Origin of the sequence: Enterococcus sp. DIV1283b, assembly GCF_051710965.1 — a bacterium.
Classification (GTDB): Bacteria; Bacillota; Bacilli; order Lactobacillales; family Enterococcaceae; genus Enterococcus_B; species Enterococcus_B lactis.
Window position 1 is genome coordinate 1,895,001 of the sequence record NZ_JBIOLR010000001.1, and the last position, 24,486, is coordinate 1,919,486.

At 36.1% G+C, this 24,486-nt stretch carries 23 protein-coding genes, 1 pseudogene and 1 other annotated feature; of the genes and pseudogenes, 11 read left to right on the forward strand and 13 right to left on the reverse strand.

Going from position 1 to position 24,486, the window contains the following annotated elements:
* Positions 1 to 88 precede the first annotated feature (88 nt).
* The 5 genes from IGJ53_RS09275 to IGJ53_RS09295 form a co-directional block, all read right to left on the reverse strand.
* Complete coding sequence (locus IGJ53_RS09275; RefSeq protein ID WP_010732813.1) at positions 89 to 841, reverse strand: class II aldolase/adducin family protein; 753 nt, start codon at positions 839 to 841, stop codon at positions 89 to 91.
* A 13-nt stretch (positions 842 to 854) separates the two neighbouring features.
* Positions 855 to 1,115, reverse strand: coding sequence for a hypothetical protein (locus tag IGJ53_RS09280; protein ID WP_002372975.1), 261 nt, complete (start codon positions 1,113 to 1,115; stop codon positions 855 to 857).
* 21 nt (positions 1,116 to 1,136) lie between these two features.
* Entirely contained in the window at positions 1,137 to 2,498 is a 1,362-nt protein-coding gene (locus IGJ53_RS09285; RefSeq protein WP_438750114.1) for a PTS galactitol transporter subunit IIC, read from the reverse strand.
* A 72-nt stretch (positions 2,499 to 2,570) separates the two neighbouring features.
* Positions 2,571 to 2,870 (reverse strand): PTS sugar transporter subunit IIB, encoded by a 300-nt coding sequence (locus IGJ53_RS09290; protein WP_002291814.1) that lies wholly within the window; start codon positions 2,868 to 2,870, stop codon positions 2,571 to 2,573.
* 11 nt (positions 2,871 to 2,881) lie between these two features.
* On the reverse strand, positions 2,882 to 3,340 hold the full coding sequence (locus tag IGJ53_RS09295; protein WP_010732816.1) for a PTS sugar transporter subunit IIA: 459 nt from the start codon (positions 3,338 to 3,340) through the stop codon (positions 2,882 to 2,884).
* Positions 3,341 to 3,561: 221 nt separating this feature from the next.
* Between IGJ53_RS09295 and IGJ53_RS09300 the strand changes: the two genes are divergently transcribed.
* The gene (locus tag IGJ53_RS09300) at positions 3,562 to 4,353 is read left to right on the forward strand and encodes a DeoR/GlpR family DNA-binding transcription regulator (protein ID WP_002372971.1); all 792 of its coding nucleotides are present in this window, start codon (positions 3,562 to 3,564) and stop codon (positions 4,351 to 4,353) included.
* Entirely contained in the window at positions 4,319 to 5,272 is a 954-nt protein-coding gene (locus tag IGJ53_RS09305; RefSeq protein ID WP_025478355.1) for a 1-phosphofructokinase family hexose kinase, read from the forward strand. Before IGJ53_RS09300 ends, IGJ53_RS09305 begins: the two co-directional genes overlap by 35 nt.
* Positions 5,273 to 5,655: 383 nt before the next feature.
* Here the strand turns inward: IGJ53_RS09305 and IGJ53_RS09310 are convergent, their stop codons facing one another.
* Positions 5,656 to 6,630 (reverse strand): alpha/beta hydrolase, encoded by a 975-nt coding sequence (locus IGJ53_RS09310; protein WP_438750117.1) that lies wholly within the window; start codon positions 6,628 to 6,630, stop codon positions 5,656 to 5,658.
* 114 nt (positions 6,631 to 6,744) lie between these two features.
* Here IGJ53_RS09310 and IGJ53_RS09315 point away from each other — a divergent pair, with 114 nt between their 5' ends.
* The gene (locus tag IGJ53_RS09315) at positions 6,745 to 7,179 is read left to right on the forward strand and encodes a MerR family transcriptional regulator (RefSeq protein WP_002337766.1); all 435 of its coding nucleotides are present in this window, start codon (positions 6,745 to 6,747) and stop codon (positions 7,177 to 7,179) included.
* A gap of 124 nt (positions 7,180 to 7,303) precedes the next feature.
* On the opposite strand, the gene IGJ53_RS09320 is transcribed toward IGJ53_RS09315, so the two are convergent.
* A complete protein-coding gene (locus tag IGJ53_RS09320; protein WP_010732820.1) occupies positions 7,304 to 8,326 on the reverse strand; it encodes an LLM class flavin-dependent oxidoreductase in 1,023 nt (340 codons plus the stop codon).
* Positions 8,327 to 8,718: 392 nt separating this feature from the next.
* On the opposite strand from IGJ53_RS09320, the gene arsC reads away from it, so the two are divergent.
* The 4 genes from arsC to IGJ53_RS09340 all read left to right on the forward strand — a co-directional run bounded on the left by arsC (position 8,719) and on the right by IGJ53_RS09340 (position 12,807).
* On the forward strand, positions 8,719 to 9,141 hold the full coding sequence (arsC, locus tag IGJ53_RS09325; RefSeq protein ID WP_438750120.1) for an arsenate reductase (thioredoxin): 423 nt from the start codon (positions 8,719 to 8,721) through the stop codon (positions 9,139 to 9,141).
* A 140-nt stretch (positions 9,142 to 9,281) separates the two neighbouring features.
* Positions 9,282 to 9,529 (forward strand) — a binding site (T-box leader).
* Positions 9,530 to 9,730: 201 nt separating this feature from the next.
* On the forward strand, positions 9,731 to 10,282 hold the full coding sequence (locus IGJ53_RS09330; RefSeq protein ID WP_002315249.1) for an ECF-type riboflavin transporter substrate-binding protein: 552 nt from the start codon (positions 9,731 to 9,733) through the stop codon (positions 10,280 to 10,282).
* A 16-nt stretch (positions 10,283 to 10,298) separates the two neighbouring features.
* On the forward strand, positions 10,299 to 11,987 hold the full coding sequence (locus IGJ53_RS09335; protein ID WP_010732822.1) for an ABC transporter ATP-binding protein: 1,689 nt from the start codon (positions 10,299 to 10,301) through the stop codon (positions 11,985 to 11,987).
* Positions 11,974 to 12,807 (forward strand): energy-coupling factor transporter transmembrane component T family protein, encoded by an 834-nt coding sequence (locus IGJ53_RS09340; protein ID WP_002372959.1) that lies wholly within the window; start codon positions 11,974 to 11,976, stop codon positions 12,805 to 12,807. Before IGJ53_RS09335 ends, IGJ53_RS09340 begins: the two co-directional genes overlap by 14 nt.
* Positions 12,808 to 13,414: 607 nt before the next feature.
* Here IGJ53_RS09340 and IGJ53_RS09345 read toward each other — a convergent pair.
* Entirely contained in the window at positions 13,415 to 15,337 is a 1,923-nt protein-coding gene (locus IGJ53_RS09345; RefSeq protein ID WP_025478354.1) for a BglG family transcription antiterminator, read from the reverse strand.
* An 89-nt stretch (positions 15,338 to 15,426) separates the two neighbouring features.
* Positions 15,427 to 17,367: a fructose-specific PTS transporter subunit EIIC gene (locus tag IGJ53_RS09350; RefSeq protein ID WP_438750123.1), complete on the reverse strand. Its 1,941-nt coding sequence runs from the start codon at positions 17,365 to 17,367 to the stop codon at positions 15,427 to 15,429.
* Between the two features lie 214 nt (positions 17,368 to 17,581).
* Here IGJ53_RS09350 and IGJ53_RS09355 point away from each other — a divergent pair, with 214 nt between their 5' ends.
* Positions 17,582 to 18,352, forward strand: a complete 771-nt coding sequence (locus IGJ53_RS09355; protein WP_438750125.1) for a trypsin-like serine peptidase — start codon at positions 17,582 to 17,584, stop codon at positions 18,350 to 18,352.
* A 193-nt stretch (positions 18,353 to 18,545) separates the two neighbouring features.
* On the opposite strand, the gene IGJ53_RS09360 is transcribed toward IGJ53_RS09355, so the two are convergent.
* Positions 18,546 to 20,171, reverse strand: a complete 1,626-nt coding sequence (locus IGJ53_RS09360) for an acyltransferase family protein (RefSeq protein ID WP_438750127.1) — start codon at positions 20,169 to 20,171, stop codon at positions 18,546 to 18,548.
* A gap of 910 nt (positions 20,172 to 21,081) precedes the next feature.
* On the opposite strand from IGJ53_RS09360, the gene IGJ53_RS09365 reads away from it, so the two are divergent.
* Positions 21,082 to 21,843, forward strand: coding sequence for a formate/nitrite transporter family protein (locus tag IGJ53_RS09365; RefSeq protein WP_010732827.1), 762 nt, complete (start codon positions 21,082 to 21,084; stop codon positions 21,841 to 21,843).
* A gap of 179 nt (positions 21,844 to 22,022) precedes the next feature.
* Here the strand turns inward: IGJ53_RS09365 and IGJ53_RS09370 are convergent, their stop codons facing one another.
* Entirely contained in the window at positions 22,023 to 22,445 is a 423-nt protein-coding gene (locus IGJ53_RS09370) for a hypothetical protein (protein ID WP_010732828.1), read from the reverse strand.
* A 437-nt stretch (positions 22,446 to 22,882) separates the two neighbouring features.
* On the opposite strand from IGJ53_RS09370, the gene IGJ53_RS09375 reads away from it, so the two are divergent.
* Both IGJ53_RS09375 and IGJ53_RS09380 read left to right on the forward strand, forming a co-directional pair.
* Complete coding sequence (locus IGJ53_RS09375; RefSeq protein WP_002292375.1) at positions 22,883 to 23,077, forward strand: hypothetical protein; 195 nt, start codon at positions 22,883 to 22,885, stop codon at positions 23,075 to 23,077.
* Positions 23,078 to 23,140: 63 nt separating this feature from the next.
* Positions 23,141 to 23,440, forward strand: coding sequence for a hypothetical protein (locus IGJ53_RS09380; protein WP_010732829.1), 300 nt, complete (start codon positions 23,141 to 23,143; stop codon positions 23,438 to 23,440).
* Between the two features lie 98 nt (positions 23,441 to 23,538).
* Here the strand turns inward: IGJ53_RS09380 and IGJ53_RS09385 are convergent, their stop codons facing one another.
* Both IGJ53_RS09385 and IGJ53_RS09390 read right to left on the reverse strand, forming a co-directional pair.
* Positions 23,539 to 23,946 (reverse strand): GNAT family N-acetyltransferase, encoded by a 408-nt coding sequence (locus tag IGJ53_RS09385; RefSeq protein ID WP_010732830.1) that lies wholly within the window; start codon positions 23,944 to 23,946, stop codon positions 23,539 to 23,541.
* A gap of 209 nt (positions 23,947 to 24,155) precedes the next feature.
* Positions 24,156 to 24,445 (reverse strand): annotated as a pseudogene (locus tag IGJ53_RS09390) (DDE-type integrase/transposase/recombinase); the annotation flags it as partial.
* Between the last annotated feature and the right edge of the window lie 41 nt (positions 24,446 to 24,486).

A 24,486-nucleotide genomic window follows, 5' to 3' on the forward strand; every position in this document is an offset into this window, starting at 1 on the left:
AAAGAACTACGACTTACATGACACAACCTGAAGCAGATATCAATCTGGATCATCGTGTGTGAAAGTCGTAGTTTTTTTGTCAGATAGGTTAGTCTCCGCTAGCTGTAATAACAGATTTATTATAAATAGCCGTTTTATGTTTCAAATCTTCCAATCTGCCGATTTTCTCACCTTTCGAATAAAATCCATCAGTAATCCCTAGTGCTTGGAAAATCGTCTGTTTATAAGCGATTTCTGCATTCCATTCGACTGTATCAAGGATTTGCAGTGCTTTATGGATGGCTTCGATTCCTGATTCTCCACCTGTGTTGATCAATACGCCATGTGAATTGAGTAATAACATATGGGGCAATTCTAAATCATGTGTTTTTACGTAATCGCTTGTCAATTCAGCAAGTTCTTCAGAGCAATTAGGCTCAAAGTCCATGACAGGAATCTCTTTTACTTTAGCTGTGGCTTCAGTCAAATTAGGCATAGGCAAACCAGTGGTCGCCCAGAACATTGCATTAGGAGCATGAGCATGCAAAACAGCTTTGATAGATGGATTAGTCTCATACATCGCTTCATGCATATTGATCTCCCGAGTTAATTTTCCAACACCATCGATGATTTTTCGTGTTCCCGGTTCTACTACTAGAACTTGTGCAGGAGAAATCTCTCCAAGATAGGCTTCTGACATCATGGTCGGTGTCATGACGATGTAGTCTTTTCCTTGATCATCAGTGGTTTTAAAGGAAAAATTTCCTCCTGCGACATTTGTATTTTTCCTTTCGAAAATCACTCTTACGATACGTGCCATGTCCTGTCGTTCTCTCTCAAATAACATACGTCCATCTGACATAATGACCCCTCCATTACCTTTTTATAAAACTTTTTTCTCTCAATATTTCTTTGGTAGCTTCTTTTATTTTCATTGATTCTTCTATTTTCTGTTTTCTTTTTTCATCGTACTCTCTGAATAAAACGTGATTTCCATATTTATAGATCACTAGTGCGAAAAAAATGACCAATAGATTGATGATGATATTCTGAGTAAAGAGTCCATATAGAAATAGCAGAAGTGTACCACAAAGAGCTATCGTCCATTTTAATTTTTCTATCTCTTCCCTTTTCATAACTTTCCCACCATTCCGATGCTATTTTTGTAGTTCAGCATAACGTTTGCTCGGGACTTTCGCTTTTATCATATATTTATAAAGTAGAACAAACAGTCCTAGAAAAATTACGCATCCTACAATAGCGAGAATATTTCTATTAAATGCCTCCGCAAATAAAACCCTGAACTCCGGTCCTTCTATTGATGACCATGTGATCAACTGTCCTTTCTTGATTGCCTCGACTGCCCCGCTTGTTTCTGCTAAATCACTGAGTATTGGCGCAAGATAAGTGGCACCGTACAAATAAATGGGCATCGTGAGGATTCCTAGGATCAGCATACGAGCCAAGTTTCCTCCTGTTAGAAGCAATCCGCCGACCGCAATCGAATAGTTGATGATCCCTGCTAATGGTAATACTTGGTTTCCTGGCAAAATGATGGCATAACCGATAAACACAGGAACAAGTAAAATAGCAGTAACCCAAATCTCTGAACGACCAGCTAATATCGGCCAGTCCAATCCAATATATACTTCACGATCCTTAAATCGCTTTTTCATAAATTCTGACATCGCGTCTGCTAAAGGAGACAAAGATTGCATGAACATTTTAGAGATCATAGGAAACAAACTTAATGCTGTAGCTGTTTGGATCGCTAGATTAAGAGAACCTGAAACACCGTACGCAGCAGCAAAGCCAAGTCCCAAGCCAATAATGAACCCCATTACAGAGTTTTCAGAGAAAATCCCAATTTTCTTCTTCAATGCATTCGTATCCGCTCGTTTATTTAATGCAGGTATTTTATCCATGATCATATTGAAAGGGAGCAACAAGACAGCGGCAGATGTCATAAAATGAGTCACTGTTACTAATGGAATCCCTGTGAGATCTTGTATATGCTTCTGAAACATATCACCAAGCTTTAATTCCAATATGACTTGAACCATTGCTGTAAGAAACCCTGCAGCCAAACTACCAGAAACATAATAAACTAAATAAGCAGTTAAAGCTTTTCCCCAAACATTCCACATATCAACATTTAACGTCTTCGTCCAATTAAAAAGTAACAGTACAAAATTGACCCCAATCGTTACTGCAAAGAATATAAAAGCATAACTCCACGACCATGTGATGCTTGCTGCACCTGTCCACCCAAGATCAAGTGCAGGCAAACTGATTCCCGTATTTTTAGCCAATGCTTCTGATGCTGGACTTACTGCGTTAGACATATAGCCAATGACCATAGACATCCCGCTAAAAGCGATCCCTAAAGTCAATGCAGACATGAATGCTTTTTTAAATTTCATCCCTGCCAATAATCCAAGTATCAAAATAATCAGGGGAACAAAAATGGCTGATCCTAAGTTCAAAACATAATTGATAATGGTTTGGAAAACTTCCATAAATAAACCTTCTTTCTTTCGAAATATAGTAGATAAAACCATGAACCAACTTTTTTATCCGACAATCATTCTTTACTGTATTAACTCTTTGATACTGTCATAAATAGGTTCTACGCCCATTCCAGTTAAAAATGGAATTCCTGGAAATACTTCAATACCTAAATCTTTTGCTTGTTCCAGGACTTCATCATCCGGCTGTGCGACATACACATAGATTCCAGCAGTAGGAAGCTCATTTTGGATCGATTTGTAATCAACTGCTTCTACAGGAAATGTAATGCCATCATCTTCTAACATACTTTGGATCTTACTCGCGATCGTCTGACTCGTTGCTACTCCACTTCCACATGCGACAATTAACCGATTCTTCATTTTTCTTCCTCCTAAATATAATTTGTAATAAGTTCGTATATTTTTTGCGGTGTTTTTTGTTTCTTATAATTTTCCACGAATGTTTCATCCATGAATAAATTCATAAACGTTTGAAGTAATCCTACTTGTTCTTTTGGTTCTTTGATTCCTAAAAAAAATAGATTTTCTACAGTCATTTCCTGATTATCCCCCATTTGATAAAAATAAATTGGGTTCTTCAGCTGCATAACAAAAACGAATGGCTTTTCGACATATTCACATTCCGAATGTGGCAGTGCGATATTTAAATACTTAGTAATTAATCCTGTAGGAAATTCTCTTTCTCTTGCAATCAGTCCATTCAAATAATTCTCATTGACGTACCCCATTTTTTCTAATCGTTGGGCAGCTATTAAAAAAGCTTCTTCTTTATTTTTTACGTCTACCGCTAATTGAATCAGACTAGGAACAAACATCTCTTTATATTCCATTTCTCCACCCTCTTTTTGATTAAGTTTGTTAATTTTATGTTCTACTAAGTTCATCTTTGTTTACAAGAACATTATATTTCTGTTAGTTCGTTTTGTCAACGCTTTCAAAAGAAATTTATTTTGTTAAATTTGATCTACTTGAAAATAAAATCGTTTATCTATATAATTAAGAAGAACAAAGTCGAACAAAACTTGACTTTTATGTTAAAGGAGTAATTCATATGTTGAAAAAAGAAAGACAAGAACAAATCATTACGTTATTAGAGAAAGATTTTTATTTAACTAATTCAGAAATCGCTAACAAATTAGGCGTATCAGAAATGACCATACGCCGAGATGTCACTGAATTAGCAAAAAAAAATAAAGTAAAAAAGCTGTATGGTGGCGTTGAACGAAAGGAACCTTATAATCGAGAACTATCGACTCAAGAAAAGATTGATACGAATGTAGCCGAAAAAAAATATATTGGCCAAGTCATGAACAGTATAATTCCGGATCATTCTACTATTTATGTAGGCGCCGGTACAACGATCCTGTATGCACTCCCTTTCATTCAAAAGAAAAATCTATTTGTAATTACAAATAGTTTGATTGCTTTCAACTATTTGAAGAATCATACTAGTTATCGGATTTTACTTACTGGTGGCGAATTTTCTCCTATTACAGAAGAGTTCATTGGGGAAGTTGCAGAAAGATCTTTTGAAAGTTTGAATGTCGATATCTCTTTCGCTGCAACAAATGGAATATTTGAAAACAATGTCACAACTGCTCAATTTATTGAAGGAAATATTCAAAATGCAGCGCTCAATGCAGCAAAAATCAAATGTATTGTTGCAGATTATTCAAAATTAAATAAATCAGATGTCTATACTTTTAGAAAATTAACCGATTTTGATTATCTAATAACCGATAATCATTTATCAGAACAAGATTTCCATCATTATTCAAAATACTTAACCATATTAAAGGAGCCAAAAAATGATACTGACAATCACGATGAACCCATCCATTGATTCCATTTATTTTACAAAACACTTTGAATTAGGTACGATGACACGCTTTGCTTCTCCGGTACGCTATGTAGGCGGCAAGGGAATCAATTGCGGACGAGCTTCTGCTTTACTAGGTTCATCAGTTATTTTAACGGGGTTTTTGGGCGGTTATTTTGGCGGTATGATTCAAGATATGCTGCAAAATGAAAATCTGTTTGATTTGCATTTTTTACCTATTGCAGAAGAATCAAGAGGTGCCGTCACCATCATGCATGATGGCGAAACGCAGACAGAACTTGTGGAAGCTGGTCCTAAAATAGCAGATGCTACTATCAAAAAATTAATGAATGATATCAAACAAATCAGTAAAAATAATTACCTTTCAGTCATTACAATAAATGGTTCTGTCAACAATCAAGACCCCTTTTTGTATGCTAAATTATTACAATATATCAAAGAACAAATAGATCCTTCCACCTATATATTAATGGATATATCTGGACAACATCTCCGTGAAGTCTTAGCAAGTAAGTATAAACCGATGTTCATCAAACCTAATATCCATGAGTTTTCAGATATCATCCATCAAAAAATCACTCAAAAAAGCGACATAAAACACCATCTAAAAACAAATCCACTATTTAAAGATATCGATGTCATCATGGTTTCTTGCGGCTCGTATGGTGCAGTAGTCAAAGTAAAAGAAGAATTTTGGAATGTTGAAATCCCTAAGATCCCTATCACGAATACAACAGGCTCTGGGGATGCCACTGTTGGAGGTTTTGCTCATTCATTAGAACAGAATTATCCTTTAAAAGAATGTGTAAGGTATGCAATGGCTTGCGGCATGTCGAATGCACAGCAATCAGAAGTCGGGAAAGTTATCCCAGCTGATGTAAAAAATTTAGCAAAAAATATTAAAATCACAGAAATGAAATAAATAGTACAAAGTAAATAATTGTTTATATGAAATGAGACACAAAGAGACTGTGACAAAAAATGTACCGACCCCCAAAAGTTAGACCAAAAAATCTAACTTTTTGGGGTCACTACAGTGTCACAGTTCTTTTTTTCGAATAAACGGTGTTCTCCTGCCAACTCCTCGGTCACAAGTCACAATATTCAACAAACATGAGAAGCTGTTTTTTGAAATTGCTCCTTGTGACTCAGAGTGAAACGGCAGGCTTACGACCTCTTGATAAACGGTGTTCAAAAGCCAGTTTCTCGGTATTAAGCCAAATTTATGCAAAAATGTGGAAAGCCATTTTCACAAAATTTTTCTTAATACTCGAAACTAAGCGGCTTTTTCAAAACCTCTTTTGGTTACACAAGGTTCTCTTCAAAGAATGTTGCCATTTTTTCAAATGGAATGATATCTGTCTGGTCGTATAGATCTGTATGGGAAGCTCCTGGAATGATCATGAGTTCCTTGTTATCGCCTTTCAGCTCATTGAAAGCATCCTCCCCAAAGTAACGTGAGTGAGCTTTTTCCCCATGAATGACTAATACCGCATGACGGATTTCTGGAATATAATGCAATAGTTTCGCATTCATAAGTGATAACCCTGATGTCCTATTCCAACCGTCGTTAGAATTTAAAGAACGGACATGGTATCCGCGATCTGTTTTATAATACGCATGGTAATCTTTAACAAACTGAGGAGCATCTTTAGGCAATGGGTCAACCACTCCTCCAGCACGTGCGTAGTCCCCTTGTTTGAAATCAATGATACGTTGTGCATTTAATTCTTCACGCATTTTATATCGGGCATCTTCATCCATAGCATCGAAGTAGCCATTGGCTGTTACTCGAGTCATATCGTACATTGTTGAGACGACTGTTGCTTTGACCCGTGTATCGATCGCTGCCGCATTCAATGCCGTACCTCCCCATCCACAAATACCGATGATTCCGATTCTCTCAGGGTTTACATTTTTTTGTACAGATAAAAAGTCTACTGCCGCTTGAAAATCTTCCGTATTGATATCAGGCGAAGCAACATATCGTGGTACTCCTCCGCTTTCTCCTGTAAACGATGGGTCAAATGCAATCGTTAAAAAGCCTCTTTCAGCCATCGTCTGCGCATATAGACCAGACGATTGTTCCTTTACTGCGCCAAATGGTCCGCTCACAGCGATTGCTGGCAATTTCTCTTCACTTACTTCTTTTGGTTCATATAAATCAGCGACTAATGTGATACCGAAACGATTTTGGAAGGTCACCTTTCGATGATTGACTTGCTCGCTTTTTGGAAATACTTTGTCCCATTCTTGGGTGATATTTAATTCTTTACTCATATTCTAAACGCTCCTTTGATCAAAATTGACATTTGTTTTTGAATGTATTATCATGATAAAACTTAAACCTGACTTTAGGTCAAGGATAAAATTTTAATTTAGGAGGATTTTTTTATGTATTCCATTGGACAAGTGTCTGAAATGTTTGGACTTCCTGTTTCTACTTTACGTTATTACGACAAAGAGGGATTATTTCCTGATATCCAGCGTGTTTCCGGTATTAGAAAATTTTCAGAGAGTGAATTAGAGGCTTTGAGAGTCATTGATTGTTTGAAAAAATCTGGTTTAGAAATAAAAGACATCAAGCAATTCATGGAATGGAGCAAAGAAGGCAGTAAGACATTTGCGGTTCGTAAAGAACTATTTGAAAAGCAAAAAGAAGTCGTAGAAGAAGAAATAACAAAATTAGAAAGAGTACTCGCTATGCTAAATTACAAAAGCTGGTACTATGAAGAAGCAATAAAAACCGGCAATGAAGAAGCCGTATTGAAACTGATTCCTGATGATTTACCCCAACATGTAAAAGAAGCTTATGAACATTCTCACTGAACAAACGGATAACTCACTTTCCTTCTCTATGAACTTCATGAAAACATGAATAAACACCTCTAAATGATTGTTAGAAGTGTTTATTTTTTCACTCAAGTATCCTGCACTTACAGAAATATCCTTTTTACCGCCATCCTAATTCTGGAGCGATATCTTTTACGATTGTTTCAAGCAAGTGCATGTTGTATTCTACCCCTAAAGTATTAGGAATCGTGACAAGTACTGTGTCTGCTTCTTTGATTGCTTCATCTTCAGCTAGCTCCTTGATTAATTGATCAGGTTCACCAGCAAAAGTTTTTCCAAAAATCGTCGGGTTCCGGTGATAAGCAAGATAGCCGACAGCATCTTGTTGCGGACTACCGTCTTGTCCAAATAAACGTCGATCCAAATCAGTGGTGATTGGCTGGATCGATCGAGTGACCAATGTTCTTGGTTCAAAATCATGACCTGCCTGCTTCCACGCTTCTTTATACGCACGTAATTGGTTTGCTTGTTGGATATGGAACGGCTCATGGGATTCGTAATTGACTAATGTAGATGATTGCAGATTCATTCCATGTTGTGCTGCCCAGATTGCCGTTTGCTGCGAGCCAGCTCCCCACCAGATTCTTTGTCGTAATCCTTCTGAATAAGGTTCGATCCGTAATTTTCCTGATCCTTGTGGGAACATTGGTTGAGGATTTGGTTCTGCAAATGGTTTTCCTTCAAGTAGTTCCAAGAATTCAAGGGTGCGTTCCCGTGTCACCTCTTTGATTTCTTCTTCACTGTAATCATACCCAAAGTATTTCCAGCCATCTAGGACTTGTTCAGGTGAACCACGCCCCACTCCTAGTTGCACTCTTCCTTGCGTGATGATATCTGTCAATCCGGCATTTTCTGCCATATAATAAGGGTTTTCATATCGCATATCGATAAGTCCTGTACCGATTTCGATCTTACTTGTCTTTGCACCGATTGTAGCTAGCAAAGGAAACGGCGACCCAATCTGAGGGGCAAAATGATGTACGCGGAAAAACGCTCCGTCTACTCCAATTTTTTCTGCTTCCACTGCTAAATCGATGGATTGCAAATAAGCATCTTGAGCTGTTTTCACGAGTGATCCTTGCTCCATCCAATGTCCAAAGCTTAAAAAGCCGATTTTTTTCAAGGTAATGACCTCCTCCAACCCTACAAAAATGGAAGGTTTTTTATTTTTAATATGAACTGATTCTACTACTTTTTTTCTTAAAAGACGAATAATTGTTCTCGCGTCATATTCAAGAAATCTATCGGCTGACTATACCCCTACTTCCTTCATCATCTGCCATGTCTTAATCTCTTTTAATAGTCTTTCACATCGTTGTTTTTTGACTCAAAATGATTGTTTCTAACGTGTATTTATGGTAAAAAAGACAGGATGAGTTCTTTGTACACATCAATTTATACGCTGAACAACAAGAAACATATAAACTAAGAAACCCATTGTTTTTTTCGCTCCATCATATAGAGTTTTCTTTAGATAAACAGTTACATTTACTAATACATAACGGAGGAAATCAAATGAAAAAAATCTATTTTTTATGTACGGGCAATTCTTGCCGCAGTCAAATAGCAGAAGGCTACGCGCGTAAATATCTGCCTCCTTCAAAGTTTGAGATAAGAAGTGCGGGGATCGAGACACATGGTTTGAATCCAAGAGCTGTAAAAATCATGGCAGAAGACGGTATCGATATTTCCAAACAGACGTCTGATTTGATTGATAGAGATTACTTTGATCAGGCAGACTTGATCATTACACTTTGTGGTGATGCCAAAGACAAGTGCCCTGCCATTCCAAACAATCACGAACACCTTCACTGGGACCTAAAAGATCCTGCACAAGCTGTCGGGAGCGAAGAAGAAATATTAGCGGAATTCAGAAAAGTCAGAGAAGTAATCAAAACAAAGGTTTCTGACTTAAATCAATATGCCCCAAGTTTATAAAGGAATCCTCAAAAATGTTTTTACAATTAACTGATAGATAGAATTGTTCTCTAGCAAAAACTTCTTCTCTTCTTTTTACTAGATCAATCGTTCCTCCCGTTGACAAATGGATACTTCTCTGCTATTTTATTAGCAATCAATGAAACGCGATGACAAAGAAAGTAAAGTAATGTTAGACGCCAAAGAGAGTTCCTGCTTGGTGAAAAGGAATGCGTATCTGTTACTTGAAAATGGCTTTTGAGCGGATTTCCCGAATATTTAAGGAAATACGGATGTCTACCGTTAACTAGGCACAGTTTCCAAAAGATGATTTTTTTGGGTACTGATCGAGGTAAAGTCTGTGAGGATTTTATAACCAAAGGTGGTAACGCATATCTATGCCCTTAGCAATTTTTTGCTAGGGCATTTTTTTGTACCCACTTTTGAATCGACTATCGATACTAATAAAGTCCATCTACTACTTGACCTTGGATACCATCGAAAGGAAGTGAATTTTCGGAAAATTTCGAATCATCCGACAAAAATTTGACATGATGTGGTCAAAAATTGGAAACGCGCATTCATAAATAAACAATTGGGGGAAAATAGAATGAATAAAAAATTTACAGTAAAGCATATTGTAGCTATCGGTATCGGAGCAGCTGTCTTCTTTATCTTAAAACGTTTCGTCACGATTCCAACAGGTGTTCCAAATACGGATATCGCGACCGCTTACCCATTTCTAGCGTTGCTAGGAGTAGTTTACGGGCCAGTCGTTGCAGGATTAGCTGGTTTTATTGGCCATGCACTGGGTGACTTAACTACTTATGGTGCTTGGTGGTCATGGATCATTGCATCTGGGATTTTAGGTGTGTTTTTTGGTTTATTGACCAAACGTATCCCGATTGAAGAAGGCATATTTGGTAAAAAAGAAATCACGCTCTTCCTCGTGGGTGAAACGATTGCCAATTTAGTGACATGGGTGATTATTGCACCTGTGGGAGATATTTTGATTTATGCAGAGGCCCCAAGCAAAGTCTTCACGCAAGGAATCGTTGCTGGAATCACAAATGCTATTGTGACGGGGATTATCGGCATTATTTTATTGAAAGCTTATGCACAGACAAAAGTCAAAAAAGGAAGTTTGAACAAAGAAGCTTAGAACGTGAGGAACTAAAATGATCGAGTTTCGTAATTTTACATTTCAATATGACAGCCAAGCCGAAGCAACATTAAAAAATATCGATTTGATTATCCATCCTGGGGAAAAAATTTTGATCATAGGACCTAGCGGCTCAGGAAAATCAACTTTGGGAAAATGTTTGAATGGCATCATCCCACAAAATGAAAAAGGAAGTTTTACTGGTCAATTAACGATCAATGGTAAAAATTTCAGTGAATCTTCTATCTATGATCTTTCATTAGAAGTAGGCACCGTTTTACAAGATACTGACAGCCAATTTGTCGGATTAACAGTAGCCGAAGATATCGCTTTTTCTCTTGAAAATGAGATGATCGAACAAAAAGAAATGCAAGAAGCAGTCAATTTCTGGGCAGAAAAGACGAATTTACTGGCCCAATTAGACAAACGTCCGCAAGATCTATCTGGCGGACAAAAGCAGCGGGTAGCAATGGCTGGTGTTTTGATCGATGAAACACCTATTCTCTTGTTTGATGAGCCATTAGCTAATCTTGATCCACAGACAGGCTATGAAGCAATCCAGATGATTGACCGTCTCTATCAATCGCAAAAATTTACGACGATCATTATTGAACATCGTTTGGAGGAAGTGCTAGCTGCACCAGTCGATCGCATCATCTTGATTGATGAGGGAAAGATTATTGCGGATATAGCTCCTACTGAATTGCTGAAAAGTGATTTATTGTCGAAGTGCGGAATTCGTGAACCCTTATACATCACAGCATTAAAACGTTCTGGACTCTCATTGACAGAATTCCCAGATTTAACACAAGTCGATCAACTGGTTTCCCCAGAGATTGCTGCTGCTTTAGCAAAACAACAAGGGACTTTTTGTTCTCCTTCTAAAAAGAAAACGCCGCTATTGACATTGAAAAATGTATCCTTCCACTTCGGTAAGGAACCAATCATCAAAGGAATCGATTTAACTCTTCATCAAGGAGAGATGGTTAGTTTAGTCGGACATAATGGAGCAGGAAAATCCACATTGTCCAATCTCATCACCGGTTTCCAACCTTTCCAACAAGGAGAACTATTGTGGAAAGACCAATCAATCATATCTGAAAGCATCAAAGAGCGAGCGGACAAAATTGGCTATGTACTGCAAAACAGTAACCAAATGCTTTCTAAAAACATAGTTTTTGAAGAAGTTGCTTTAGCTTTAGAAAATCGCGGTGAAGATCCGATAAACATCCAAGAAAAAGTCTTGGAAACTTTGAAAATATGCGGATTGTATGAGTTTCGTAACTGGCCGATTTCAGCGCTGAGCTATGGACAAAAACGACGAGTAGCAGTTGCAGCTATATTAGTACTCGAACCAGAATTGCTGATTCTTGATGAACCGACTGCTGGACAAGATTACTATCACTACACTAAAATGATGGATTTTTTGAAAAAATTGAATCAGCAAGGCATCACGATTTTGATGATCACTCATGATATGCACTTGATGCTGGAATATACAGAACGGACGATTGTTTTGAAAGAAGGACAAATTATTGCAGATGAAAGACCTTCGAAGGTACTATCTTCAACCGATTTAGTTACCTCGGCAAGCTTGCGGAAAACTAGTTTGTATCATTTGGCAAAAAGTAATCAGCTGACAGATGCTAGCGGATTCGTTTCGGCTTTTATTCAGCATAAGGGGGACCCTTATGACAGAGAATAATCTCATCGGTTATGTACCGAAAAAAACAATCATCCATCAACTCAGCGGTTTTACCAAACTTTTTTGTTTTCTATTACTTTCGATTATTGGGATGGTCTCTTATGACACACGATTTTTGCTTTGTCTTGCTGTGTTTTCGGTTCTCATTTTTCGGATAGCCAGAATTAGTTATTCTGAGATCTCTTTTGTATTGAAGTTCATTGCTTTTTTCTCCATTTTGAATTTATTGACTGTTTATTTATTTGCCCCAGAATACGGAGTAGCTATCTATGGTACTCGCCATGTCATCTTTGATGGAATCGGTAGATATACGCTCACTCAAGAACAGATTTTTTATGAATTCAATTTACTGATTAAATATTTCGTTACCATTCCTCCAGGTTTGATTTTTATTTTAACGACGAATCCAAGTGAATTAGCTTCTAGTATCCATCGAATTGGTGGCTCTTATAAAATTGCTTATGCCTTTTCTTTAGCGCTACGCTACATTCCAGATATCCAAGAGGATTTTCGAACGATTTCCAAAGCCCAGCAAGCACGAGGAAATGAACTCTCTGGTAAAGCCTCTCTCATGAAACGGGTACGAGGAAATTTGACGATTGCGATCCCATTGATTTTTTCCAGTTTAGAACGTATTGAGACGATTTCTTCTGCCATGGAACTTCGGCGTTTTGGAAAGAAAAAAGGACGGACATGGCTGTCGGCAAAACCATTGCAACGGAATGATTATCTTGCACTATTTCTCGTTGTCCTCTTTTGTTCAATAGGGATTTTATTAGTTATCCTAAATGACGGACGATTCTATAATCCATTTCATTAAATAGAGGTTGTGGAGAAGCTGTTCTGCATCAAGTAATAAGTCCAGCCAAACAAAAACAGCGTTTCATGTTTTTGAATTGGCTGGACTTATTACCGCAGGTGCAAGCTTTTGAACACCGTTTAAAGAAGAGGTTGTGAAAAAGCCGCTTAGTTTCGAGTATGAAGAAAAATTTTGTGAAAATGGCTTTCCACATTTTTGCATAAATTTGGCTTAATACCGAGAAACTGGCTTTTGAACACCGTTTATACCAAGAGGTCGTGAGCCTGCCGTTTCACTCTGAGTCACAAGGAGCAATTTCAAAAAACAGCTTCTCAAGTTTGTTGGATATTGTGACTTGTGACCGAGGAGTTGGCATGAGAACACCGTTTAAGGAAGAGGTTGCGAAATCAGTGCCTTGACCTGAGTATTAGAGAAATAAACGGCAAAATAGTTCCTCATATTTTGCCGTTTTTTGAGCGAATACCGAGGGTCAGTTGATTGAACACCATTTATTCGCAAGAAGGAACTGTAACAAGACTTTTGTTATAGTCCCTTTGTATTTAGTTTTCTACTTCTAAATAAATAGATAGAATTATTATAGATATAAAGGCAGTTTTTTAATATCTGCTTATTCATAACTAGACAACAAGGTTAAAATCTCTAGTGGATGATTGGATTGCATCAACTGTGCCATTTGTTCTGGTTGCTTTTCTAAATAGTGAATAACAGAAAAAATTTTTTTGAACTCTGCATGTTTCAAATCCTTTCTCTTTATTGCTAACAGCAGTACGATACGTATCTGTTCCCCATGCCATAGGATTGGTTCTTTCATTGTTGCAATAGAAATCATCGAATGTTTTACATACAGCGGATTACCGTGAGGAATCGTTACAAATGGTGCCACTCTAGTACTGGCGTGACGGTCTCGTTCCAAGACAGAATCGACGAATTCCGACTCCACATAATGATGTTCTACTAAGACATTCCCCATAAAATTTAAAATATCTACTGGGTCAGTCCATTCAAGCTGAGGAAAGATCAAAAATGGATGAGTAAAGCTTGCTAGATCAAACGTTTTTTTCTTCTTGATAGGTACATGTTCCAGCATATATTTTGTCAAATAGGCCAGATCAGTTTCTGTGATCATTGGTGAAATCTCGATTACTGGAATATTTTCATGTTTAAACGGTAATGTAGCTAAAATAAAATCAACAGGTGGAAAGTCTTCCCTCTCTAGTCCTGGCTTATATTCAATTAAATCTATAATCGTTAATTCCGGAAGTTCTCTGTTCAGCCGCGCTTCAAGAAAAGTAGCCATAGCTTTTGAATATTCACTAACTAAAACGGCTTGGTATCTTCTACTTTTCTGATGTTTGTGTCTCTCGATCGCCGCTTGAAAATGGATCGTTAAATAAGCTGTCTCATCTTGCGGAACATAAAAATTTTCTTTCTCAAAATAATCTTCTAGAATCAACTGTAAAACTAAAAAAAGTTGTGTGTACGTACTAAATACGTTTTTCGTCAATGGATTAGAAATCTGCAATCCATAATGGAGTCGAAAATAGGTCGAAGATAAATGAGACCTTAAGTTTTGTTTCAGTAACTGATCTTCTTTCAATGAATAACCTAAAAACTGCTCCACTTGTACAATCAAATGATCAGTAAGTGTACTAGATTCCTTTTGAAATCGTGTGGCTGCTTGTGAGTTTGTAAAAAGATTGGCGATACGCAAAGCCAGATAATTGATTTCATCAGGAGAAAATTCAATTGGGTAAATAGTGGCTAATTTTGCTAAGATCTGACTACTTAACTGCTGTGCTTGGGTGTGCTCAACGACTTCATTTTCGTCTTTACTTAATTTCACTTTCTGGTACTGTTTCATTCGCTCAAGCATAAAATAGATATGAATCTCCACACTAGCCAGTCCTCCTGGTTGTTCTAGATGATTTTCATAGAAAACTTCTTTTAATGTATGTTGGATAACTTTTAATGTATCTTTGGCAAAAAATTCTTTCAACGACGGACTTTGTGGATTTTCTTTCTGCATATTGCGTAGCGTCTTAACAAGCAGCTGTCTTTTTTCTTGTTCATCGCCTTTGAGAAAAGTGCCAAGTTTTGTTTTGGATACTAGCTGTAAATGATGGTACTCAAAAAAGCTTTTCAGCTCTGTCAATTCTTTACGAATCGTACGTTTTCCAACATATAGTTTTTCTGAAAGCTCTTCAAGACTAAATCCGTCTTTTGCTACTAGCAGATGGAAAATCAATAATTGACGAAGCTGGTTTTTATCCATTTCTGTTTGTGCCTCTTCATTAAGCGCTTGTTTCAATTGTTCCTTTTCGTGAGGCAGACCATTCAACAAAATCCCTGTCCCCTTTTTTCTTTCAATCATCAAAGGCAGCTGTTTGTCTCTGAACCAAGTTTCAATGACATTCAAATCGCTATGAACCGTTCTTTCCGACACATGGAAATGCTCTGCTAGCTTTTTTATTGTGATATAATTATTTGTTTCAATTAATTGGTAAATCAAAGATTGCTGACGCTGATTCATAATAAGCAGAAACTCCCTTCCAAATAAAAAATCGATCATGATAACACATCTATTATGTCTCATCACGGTCGATTTTTCATCTTATGTTATTACATTTCACTTAATAATTGGTGAACCGCTGCTTTATCTGGCGCATCCATCAATGCTTGACGGAAATCATCATCCATCAATTTACGTGAAAGACGTTGCAGTATTTTCAAGTGCATATCTCCTTGGCTGTTTTCAGGTACAGCAATCATAAAGATCATATGTGCAAGTTTTCCATCTAAAGAATGCCACTCTACTCCATCTTGACTTCTGGCAAAAGCCACTGTTGGTTTACGAACATAAGCTGATTTTCCGTGTGGAATAGCGATTCCCATGCCGATTCCCGTCGTACTTTCCTTTTCTCTATCATAGATGACTTCTTTAAACCCGTTTTTATCTGTGATCGCCGCTGTCTTTTCTAAACGTTGGACTAAATCTTCGATTACTCCGTCTTTTGTTGTTGCTGTTTCTCCTAGAACGATTGCTTCATCTGACATAATATCCGTGATAGAATCAAAAGTTTCAGTTTTCGTATAAACATCACTTGTTTCAGATTCTGATAAATCCGCTACCGCTACCCCATTTGCTGCAGCAACTGCAGTATGTTGTAATGTTGGTTTCAAGATTCTTAACATTAACACGGTGACAGCAATACCTGCAACCACTGCTACAAAAAACATGGCTACATGATCGACTGCTCCTAAAACTGCTACGATTGGACCGCCATGAGCGACATGATCTGTCACTCCTGAAAGCATCGCGATGACACTTCCTGTCATCGCTCCGACTACAATGCTTGGAATCACTCGTAATGGATCTGTTGAAGCAAATGGAATCGCACCTTCTGTGATCCCGAACAGCCCCATTGCTAAGGATGCCTTACCAGCTTCTCGTTCTGTTTTTGTAAATTTGGTTTTCAATATCAATGATGCCAATCCTAATGCTAACGGAGGGATACAGATAGCTACAGCAATTGGACCTATGATGGAATAATTTCCTTCTGCAATCAAGCCAGATCCAAACAGAAAGGCTACTTTATTGAACGGTCCACCCATATCAAAAGCAATCATTGCTCCTAAGATCATAGCTAAAACAATTTCACTTCCTCCTTGCATCCCTGCTAAAAAGTGAGTCAGCGAACTAAATAAAAGAGCTACTGGTTCTCCAATAACGTAGATAAACACAAAACCAACTGCCAATGATCCTAAAATTGGGATAACAATGATTGGCATAATCGATTGTAAAGCTTTCGGTACTCGTACTTTCTTGATTCCTAAAGCAATGAAACCTGCTAAAAATCCAGTGATGATTCCGCCTAAGAACCCCGCATTCGCATCACTACCATATAATGCGCCATTTGCTGCTAACATCCCACCAACAAATCCAGGAACAAGTCCTGGACGATCTGCAATGCTTTGCGCAATAAATGCAGATAAGATTGGAACCATCAACCCCATAGCAATACTTCCGATACTATTCATCGTTGCCCAAATCGTTCCTTCTGGTATCTTGATTCCTTCAGGTGTCGCTGTTCCGCCCAATGTTAATGAAATTGCGATCAATAATCCTCCTGTAACTACGAATGGTACCATATATGAAACACCATTCATCAAACTCTTATAGATTTTCTTACCTAAATTTTCTGATTCACTTTTATTTTCGGCAGAAATAGTTGTCTCTGTACTTTTATAGATTGGCGCTTTTCCTGCTAAAATCTCTCCTACCAATTCATCTGCATGATGGATTCCTTCTTGCACGCCTACGGTTATCAATGGTTTGCCGCCAAATCGTGATTTATCTATTTTAGTATCCGCTGCGATGATTACACCAGCTGCTTCTTCGATATCTTTTGCAGTCAATTCATTTTCGATACCGATAGAACCATGTGTTTCGACTTTTACCTCGGCGCCAACAGCTTTTCCCGCTTTCTCTAAGTTTTCTGCTGCCATGTATGTATGGGCAATGCCAACTGGACAGGATGTGATTGCAATAATTTTTTTCATTTTCCTACCGCCTTTCTTTCTACACTTACAGTATATAAAAACGGTTTCTTTTTATTAAGCACAAAATGATTCCGTAATAACTGAAATTTTTGGAATAAATAAAAACTTTGACAAGAAAACGATTCTTTTGCTTGGAAAAATAAAAGTGCATTTCTTTTGTGAAAAAAATCACTACGTTATAAACTGATCATATCAAACATAAAGGAGGTTATTTATGAAAAAGAATCGTTTGTTATTGATTATGTTGGTTGGTGGGTTATTCAGTGGGTTATTCAGTGGATTAATAGGCGGAGGAGTTGCAGATGCTGTTACAGGTACTAGTAATTTAAATATTCAGCCTCGTTCCATCATAGGAACAGATGAACGCATTCAAATCACGGATACAAAAGCTGAACCTTATAATAGTATGGTCTTCGTAGCAGCAGACGGCAATGCGGGTAGCGGCGCAGTTATTGGAAAGAATACCGTATTGACCGCTGCACATGTTGTAAAGAAGATACTTGAAAATACGAATAAGGACAGTATTTATGTCATTCCTGGAAGAAATGGAGCTAAACTTCCGTACGGTAAATTCAAAATCAAGTCTGTGCATATTCCTCAAAGTTATATTGATCATGCTGGTGTTGATACAGACATAGCAGTAATCACTGTAGATAGTTTGAACAGTAAGAGCATCGGTGAAGTAGTTCCAGTATTGCCTCTTAAGCTATCTAATTCTGTTGAAAACGGAGTTAGTTTAGCTACTACTGGCTTTCCCGGTGACAAAACATGGGGAACGATGTGGACAGCACAAGGAAAAGTAACGGGGCAAACAAATACTAGGGTCTATTATGATATGGACACAAAGGGCGGACAATCCGGTTCCCCAGTCTATAATGAAAAAAATGAGATTATCGCTGTCCATACAACTGGCGGTAGTAAAAATAATTTTGGTACAAAAATAAATGATGAATATTATCAATTTATTTTAGATCATTTATCATAAAAATATGCTATTTATAATCGAAACAACAAAAATATCAGGCTCTTAACTTCTAAAGGAAAAAAGAGCCTGATATTTTTCTTTTGTTTCAAAAGATTTTCTCAAATACTAATTGCCTTTAAGACAAAAGAAGTTTTTTCTGATATAAGAAAAAGCGGGATTTCAATCTATCTTTAAATAACTGATGATCACTACCTTATTGGATCACTGAAGCAATATACTTTGCATAAGCTGTACGTCCGTTTTCATTCAAATGGGTTTCATCACCATAAAAAAACTCAGGATGGTTTTTGCTTTCACTATACCAATCGATCATCGTTATATTAGAATACTGATTTGGCAATTTAGCTAATGTGGCATTTATCGTATCTTGCCAGCCAGTTGGAGCTTTTATATTTACCCAGTATACTTTTTTATCTTTGAGCAAAGACATGGTTTGTTCTATAGCATCATCTGTTAACACACCATTGGTTCCTAACCCGATCACTATTTGTTGGTAAGAAACTAAATCTTTATGCTCCTTTAAGATTTCTGGTAACGCAGTGATTTGTCTTGACTCTTTTGCGTCTACCAATGCTTCTTTTTTAAATGTCTCTTTCAGTTCCTGATACGCCCCCAGCATAACAGAATCACCGATAAATAATATTTTCTTCTCTTGTGACAACAGATTTTCTCCTGCATTTGCTTTACTAGAGTTTTCTTTTAATAAACTTTGCAATTGATTTTGGTCAGCGGTCAGTCGATTTGCAGGAGCACGTAATACCAGTACAGAAACTCCGATTATCATTAGTGCCATAGCTGTCCAAATTTTGGGTGATCTCATCTTCTGCACTCCTTTTCTAAAGAAAGTAATCATGAGTAACGTACACAAAAACACAGTGAATAAACCTGCGATATCCAAATATTTCAAATGATAATGTTTGAATAGATTTGTCAGAGCAATCAATACTGGAAAATGCACCAAATAAAGTTCATAACTGATTTTTCCTACAAAAGAAAGTTTTGTACTAGCGATTTTGGTCTTTTTTGCAATATTCACATCATCGACACTGGCTAACAATAAAGCAAAACAAATACTAATCAGTAGTTCATTTAGTGTATAAGGAAAAATCGGGAACAGGATCAGACAAAGACTAGCTAGTAGTAAAAGCCAGATTTTACTAAAACTATTTTGTTCAAAGAAACGGCCAATAGTTATTCGATTAAAATACCCCCAAACTCCTAATAAAAATGGAAAAAGTTTAGCCACCGTATGATAATACGCCTTAGCTGAAGGTAAAAACAAACTAAAAAGAATAGAAACAAAAATCAATGTATAAATTAAGTAAAACACTTGTTTTCTCCTCATACGTTTAATGACAATAAACAAAAATGGCCAAATCAAATAAAATTGTAGCTCAACGGAAAGCGACCAATAATGTTTAAATAAAGAAGCATTAAAGTAAGAGTCGAAATAAGATACGCCTTGATTCAGCTGCCACCAATTGTTATAGCCAAAAATCAAACTAGGTAGCTCACTACGAATATTTCCTATCAATCGAATGTTGCTGATCCCTAGTATGAAAATGGATACGACCAAAGAAAACAGTAAAAATGGATAAATACGTTTGATACGCTTATAGTAAAAATGTAGAAAACTGAATTGTCTGTTTTTTTCATCTCTTATCGTATTTTTAGCCATTAAAAAACCAGAAACCACAAAAAAGATCGTTACTCCTTGCAATCCGCCTGGTAGCTTACTATTTGGCAAATGATAAAATATCACTGCTAAAACAGCTATGCCTCTAAAACAATCGATTTCCTTTGAATATATTTTTTTCATGTATCATCAACTTCCTTCTCTTCATGGCATTTTTTAATCAAACATATTCTTCCGTATCTATTTTTTCATTTTTCTATTCGTTTACCTTGTTTTGTAAATTAACAGTTAAAAGCATCTAAAATGTATCTTTTCCCTATCAATACTCGTTGAACACAAAAAACATGAACATAAAATATCCGATTAATTATTTGTGCGACAAAAAAAGGTGGTGACAAAGATATGTCACCACCTCAGACTGTAGACAAAAAATTTTCTTTGTTCTACAGTTTTTTTGTTTATTCTCACTTACCTAGCACCACGTATAACATACTATAGCAATCATTATCACACTTCTTTGTCTTTTGAAATACTACGTTATTTCTTTTTATTAACGAAAAATAAGAGCACTAAACAGACCAAAATAGTTATGATCCTCAACGCGGGAGTAAACAGCAAGGCTATCATTAAATTAGCAAGTTCTCTGACGATTGAGGAATTTGATTCATATAATGCGAATAAAGGTTCTGCAAATAAATTCACATGTCTATAAACAAATTCTGTAAATAAATATGCAGATAGCCCTAAACCAATTATGGTGATATTTTTTTAGACTTTGACATTTTTTCTCTCCTATCATAATTTATTCATTTCCTTTTTTATAAAAAATATAGATTGTTTTAAAGTAATAATATGCTATAATTTCAAGAAAATTTACAGGAAATTTGATAACTGATATTATTTACTTTTTGACCACTATATACATAACTTTTATTTTTGTTTCTTTTTTAGAATCCAATGTGATTAAATAAAAATTTTTACAATAATATGCACATATAAATTATAAGATGATATAATCAACAAGGAAAATGCGAATCTTTTCACTATATTTCATCACATGAAAACTCATTAAGAAAGTAGGCGTCGAAGTATCATGCACACACCAGAAGAAATTATGGAAATCAGTATTCATCTTGGAGCAAAAAAAATACAAAAACCTATCTTAGCTAAACTGATTCTAGGGTTTATCGGAGGAGCCATGATTTCTCTAGGTTATTTGGCATACGTACGGGTCTCTGCTTCTATCCCAGAATCTATGGCTAGCTTGACTAGTTTAGTTGGTGCCTCGGTTTTCCCTATCGGTCTGCTGGTCATCCTTCTTGGCGGTGGTGAATTGATCACCGGAAATATGATGGCTGTGGCGATCGCCTTTATGGATAAAAAAGTCACATTCTTACAGCTGGTTAAGAATTGGTCAGTGATTACTTTTGCAAATATTATTGGGGCAATTTTCGTAGCCTACTTCTTTGGACACTTTGTTGGTTTAACTCATTCAGGTGTCTATCTCGACCAAGTGATCCATATTGCTGATCATAAAATCGCTGTTTCTTGGTGGCAAGCATTAGGGTCTGGAATAGGTTGTAATTGGTTTGTTGGTTTAGCGTTATGGTTATCATATGGGGCAAAAGATGCGGCCGGCAAAGTATTAACGATTTGGTTTCCAGTCATGATTTTTGTGGCAATTGGTTTCCAACATAGTGTGGCCAACTGTTTTGTGATACCTGCTGCCATATTTGAAGGTCAAGCGACTTGGTTAGAATTTCTCTCGAATTTTATTCCTGTTTATATTGGAAATATCATCGGCGGAGCTATTTTTGTTTCAGGTTTTTATTACGTTAGTTATAAGCATCATTGAAATCCACATAAGATGTTATCCGAATGATTAAGAAGCTTATCCATTTTTATTATTAAAATCTTCTCTAAGCTAAAAAATAGTTTCTTGATCATTCAGATAATAATCCATACAGTATTTATTTATCTCCTCCCTTTTCCTCGCCACTAACTATTTCTTAGAAAAAGATACCAATAAAATTTCTATTCTAAAGTTTGCTTATGTGCTTTAACTCGCCAAGCACTTTCTATGTCTGCTATCCCACCCCCGATATAAACTGTATCAGTATCTGCTTCAGAAATATAAAATTCCCTTTTATCCGTTGTTCCATAAATGCTTATCTTTCCATTTTCATTTTCATAATTATAGATGCTATAAATTGTTTCCTCTTCCTTGTTTTCTGTCTTCTTCTTTTTTACTTTGATATGGTCACTTGTAATCTCGATATGGAATCTAGTATCTTCTTCATGATAAAACCAATGTCCTGACAGCCTATCTGCTCTATCTAATTGTTTTTGTGTAAGAGATATTTTTTTAGGTATGCTTGTTTGACCTTCTGTAGTAGCTGTACAGCCACTCAATATAGTGATACAACCAATTAACAGAACATAAAATATTTTTATCATTATTATAGAACCTACTCTCTTTTCTTAAGATAGAATCATGATTTTTAAAATGGTGATCGTCCTCTTCTGATATTACAGATACTGCTAATTTTTTTACTTAATAATATGTGAAAAAGAAAAGCAATAACCAAAATAAATAGTTATAGGCTTATTTTAATTTATTATATTTAACGATTAACTAATAATTTTTAAATGATATTATTTTACAAAGTACGTTTAGAGATAGCTTTTGTCTATTGATTATTCAAAACAAGTGATTCAATAAAGCAACAGATTCTATCCGTTTTTATTATATGTATTATTCAAATTAGTTATATCGAGTGAAAAAAACTTTTAAATTGATTCTTTTTATTTATCATAAAGATATAGATACATAATCATTTTCGCTTACATATATTTGAATATGAACTAAAAACAGCAAGAAAGAAGATGATCAAATGTATTATGTAGAAGTAAAAACAAAAGGTGTCAAAAATAAACAATATGTGAAAGGCATGAGTAATGAGTATCCTTTACTTGGTTCATGGAAAGAAGCAGCACCTTTTTCCAAACCATGTGCCATAAAAATAAAGAGCGAGCTGGAAAAAGAACTGACTTGCGGCAAAGCAGTTGTAACCATCATTGAAAAGTAACAGTGCAAAAACTAATGAATGACTTATTCCAACACTTTAAGCCGTATAGAAAGGAAGCAAAATATGAATTATACTGTTGAGTTTGACAGTGAACTATTGGAACAATTTCCTCAAGAGGTACATCTCGCATACAAAAAAACTATTTCTAAAAAAATCATAGAGCATTTAGACCATAATTTTTTTCGTATAAAACCAGTACGAACACGCTCGGCAAAGGGAATATACGAAATGAAAGTCAATATTGATAAAAAAAATTATCGTATAGCATTTACTTTAAAAAAAAATCATGTATTCATTTTTTATATTAGTCCTAATTTACAAAAAATAGTATTTGATAAAGAAGTAAATAAACAAATAAAATAGACGAGGATTGGAGGATAGATTGAATGATACTTGAATCTATCCTCCAATTTTTTCTTTTTACGTTATACATAGTATTTGTCATTACCAAAAAGTCCCTCTTATCTTCTAGTATCCTTTATATAAGAAACAGCATCCATTTCTTTTACTTGAACAAATCCTACTGATTCATAAAATTTTTTTGTTTTCTCAGTATCATCTGTCAATAATTCGATTTGGACTGGTCCATAACTGGTGATCTTATCCAAAGCTTCATTCAAAAGCGCTTTGCCTATTCCTTGGCGCTGATAGCTCGGATGAATGAGGATATCTTGAATAAATGCGATTGTCGCAAAATCAGTGATCCAACGAACGACTCCGACAACCTTTCCTTCCCCATTACGCTTTATTAGAGATTCAGATTGTTCAAATGCTCTAGCTAACCTTGTAGTGTCTTTTGTGTACTGCGTCCAACCAACGCTCTTATATAATTCAGAAATCTCATCAATCATAAGGGAATCAACATTCATTTTTTTCTTCCTTTCATATACAATTCTTCATCTAATAATACAATGCTTTCATTATTTAGCAAAACGTATCTTCCTTCTCTATTAAATAAAAAACAGCGATCACCATTATCAAGTTGTGATTGCTGTCTCTTTTACTTATTATTCTGTTTGTGTTTTTCTAAACCAAATCAATCCAAACAGACTTAGTATAATCATGAAGCTAGCACTGATTAGCCCGAAAAGCCAAAAAGAAGCCCTTCTTTTCGGATTCTCTTACAGATTCCGCGAATCGTTTCCATGCCCTTAATCGTGGCTGAAGCCGTTCGAAGACTTTGATAAAATTTATTCCAACGCTTAATTGGACGGTGATCTTGCTCAATTAAGTTGTTGAGATACTTCACTGTTCGATGCTCTGTCTTCTCATATAGATCCGCTTTTTGTAACTTATGGAAAGCACTACTAATAGAAGGCGCTTTAGAAATGCATATGCAGCTTGTGTATCACGCTTTTTACGTAACCAACGGCGACAATAATCCAGTAGCAATAAAAATAGATTCTATT

What these genes read in the sequence shown, in the direction of transcription:
- IGJ53_RS09275 (WP_010732813.1), bottom strand. Translation starts at nt 841, where the DNA reads ATGTCAGATGGACGTATGTTATTTGAGAGAGAACGACAGGACATGGCA.
- IGJ53_RS09280 (WP_002372975.1), bottom strand. Translation starts at nt 1,115, where the DNA reads ATGAAAAGGGAAGAGATAGAAAAATTAAAATGGACGATAGCTCTTTGT.
- IGJ53_RS09285 (WP_438750114.1), bottom strand. Translation starts at nt 2,498, where the DNA reads ATGGAAGTTTTCCAAACCATTATCAATTATGTTTTGAACTTAGGATCA.
- IGJ53_RS09290 (WP_002291814.1), bottom strand. Translation starts at nt 2,870, where the DNA reads ATGAAGAATCGGTTAATTGTCGCATGTGGAAGTGGAGTAGCAACGAGT.
- IGJ53_RS09295 (WP_010732816.1), bottom strand. Translation starts at nt 3,340, where the DNA reads ATGGAATATAAAGAGATGTTTGTTCCTAGTCTGATTCAATTAGCGGTA.
- IGJ53_RS09300 (WP_002372971.1), top strand. Translation starts at nt 3,562, where the DNA reads ATGTTGAAAAAAGAAAGACAAGAACAAATCATTACGTTATTAGAGAAA.
- IGJ53_RS09305 (WP_025478355.1), top strand. Translation starts at nt 4,319, where the DNA reads ATGATACTGACAATCACGATGAACCCATCCATTGATTCCATTTATTTT.
- IGJ53_RS09310 (WP_438750117.1), bottom strand. Translation starts at nt 6,630, where the DNA reads ATGAGTAAAGAATTAAATATCACCCAAGAATGGGACAAAGTATTTCCA.
- IGJ53_RS09315 (WP_002337766.1), top strand. Translation starts at nt 6,745, where the DNA reads ATGTATTCCATTGGACAAGTGTCTGAAATGTTTGGACTTCCTGTTTCT.
- arsC (WP_438750120.1), top strand. Translation starts at nt 8,719, where the DNA reads ATGAAAAAAATCTATTTTTTATGTACGGGCAATTCTTGCCGCAGTCAA.
- IGJ53_RS09330 (WP_002315249.1), top strand. Translation starts at nt 9,731, where the DNA reads ATGAATAAAAAATTTACAGTAAAGCATATTGTAGCTATCGGTATCGGA.
- IGJ53_RS09335 (WP_010732822.1), top strand. Translation starts at nt 10,299, where the DNA reads ATGATCGAGTTTCGTAATTTTACATTTCAATATGACAGCCAAGCCGAA.
- IGJ53_RS09340 (WP_002372959.1), top strand. Translation starts at nt 11,974, where the DNA reads ATGACAGAGAATAATCTCATCGGTTATGTACCGAAAAAAACAATCATC.
- IGJ53_RS09345 (WP_025478354.1), bottom strand. Translation starts at nt 15,337, where the DNA reads ATGAATCAGCGTCAGCAATCTTTGATTTACCAATTAATTGAAACAAAT.
- IGJ53_RS09350 (WP_438750123.1), bottom strand. Translation starts at nt 17,367, where the DNA reads ATGAAAAAAATTATTGCAATCACATCCTGTCCAGTTGGCATTGCCCAT.
- IGJ53_RS09355 (WP_438750125.1), top strand. Translation starts at nt 17,582, where the DNA reads ATGAAAAAGAATCGTTTGTTATTGATTATGTTGGTTGGTGGGTTATTC.
- IGJ53_RS09360 (WP_438750127.1), bottom strand. Translation starts at nt 20,171, where the DNA reads ATGAAAAAAATATATTCAAAGGAAATCGATTGTTTTAGAGGCATAGCT.
- IGJ53_RS09365 (WP_010732827.1), top strand. Translation starts at nt 21,082, where the DNA reads ATGCACACACCAGAAGAAATTATGGAAATCAGTATTCATCTTGGAGCA.
- IGJ53_RS09370 (WP_010732828.1), bottom strand. Translation starts at nt 22,445, where the DNA reads ATGATAAAAATATTTTATGTTCTGTTAATTGGTTGTATCACTATATTG.
- IGJ53_RS09375 (WP_002292375.1), top strand. Translation starts at nt 22,883, where the DNA reads ATGTATTATGTAGAAGTAAAAACAAAAGGTGTCAAAAATAAACAATAT.
- IGJ53_RS09380 (WP_010732829.1), top strand. Translation starts at nt 23,141, where the DNA reads ATGAATTATACTGTTGAGTTTGACAGTGAACTATTGGAACAATTTCCT.
- IGJ53_RS09385 (WP_010732830.1), bottom strand. Translation starts at nt 23,946, where the DNA reads ATGAATGTTGATTCCCTTATGATTGATGAGATTTCTGAATTATATAAG.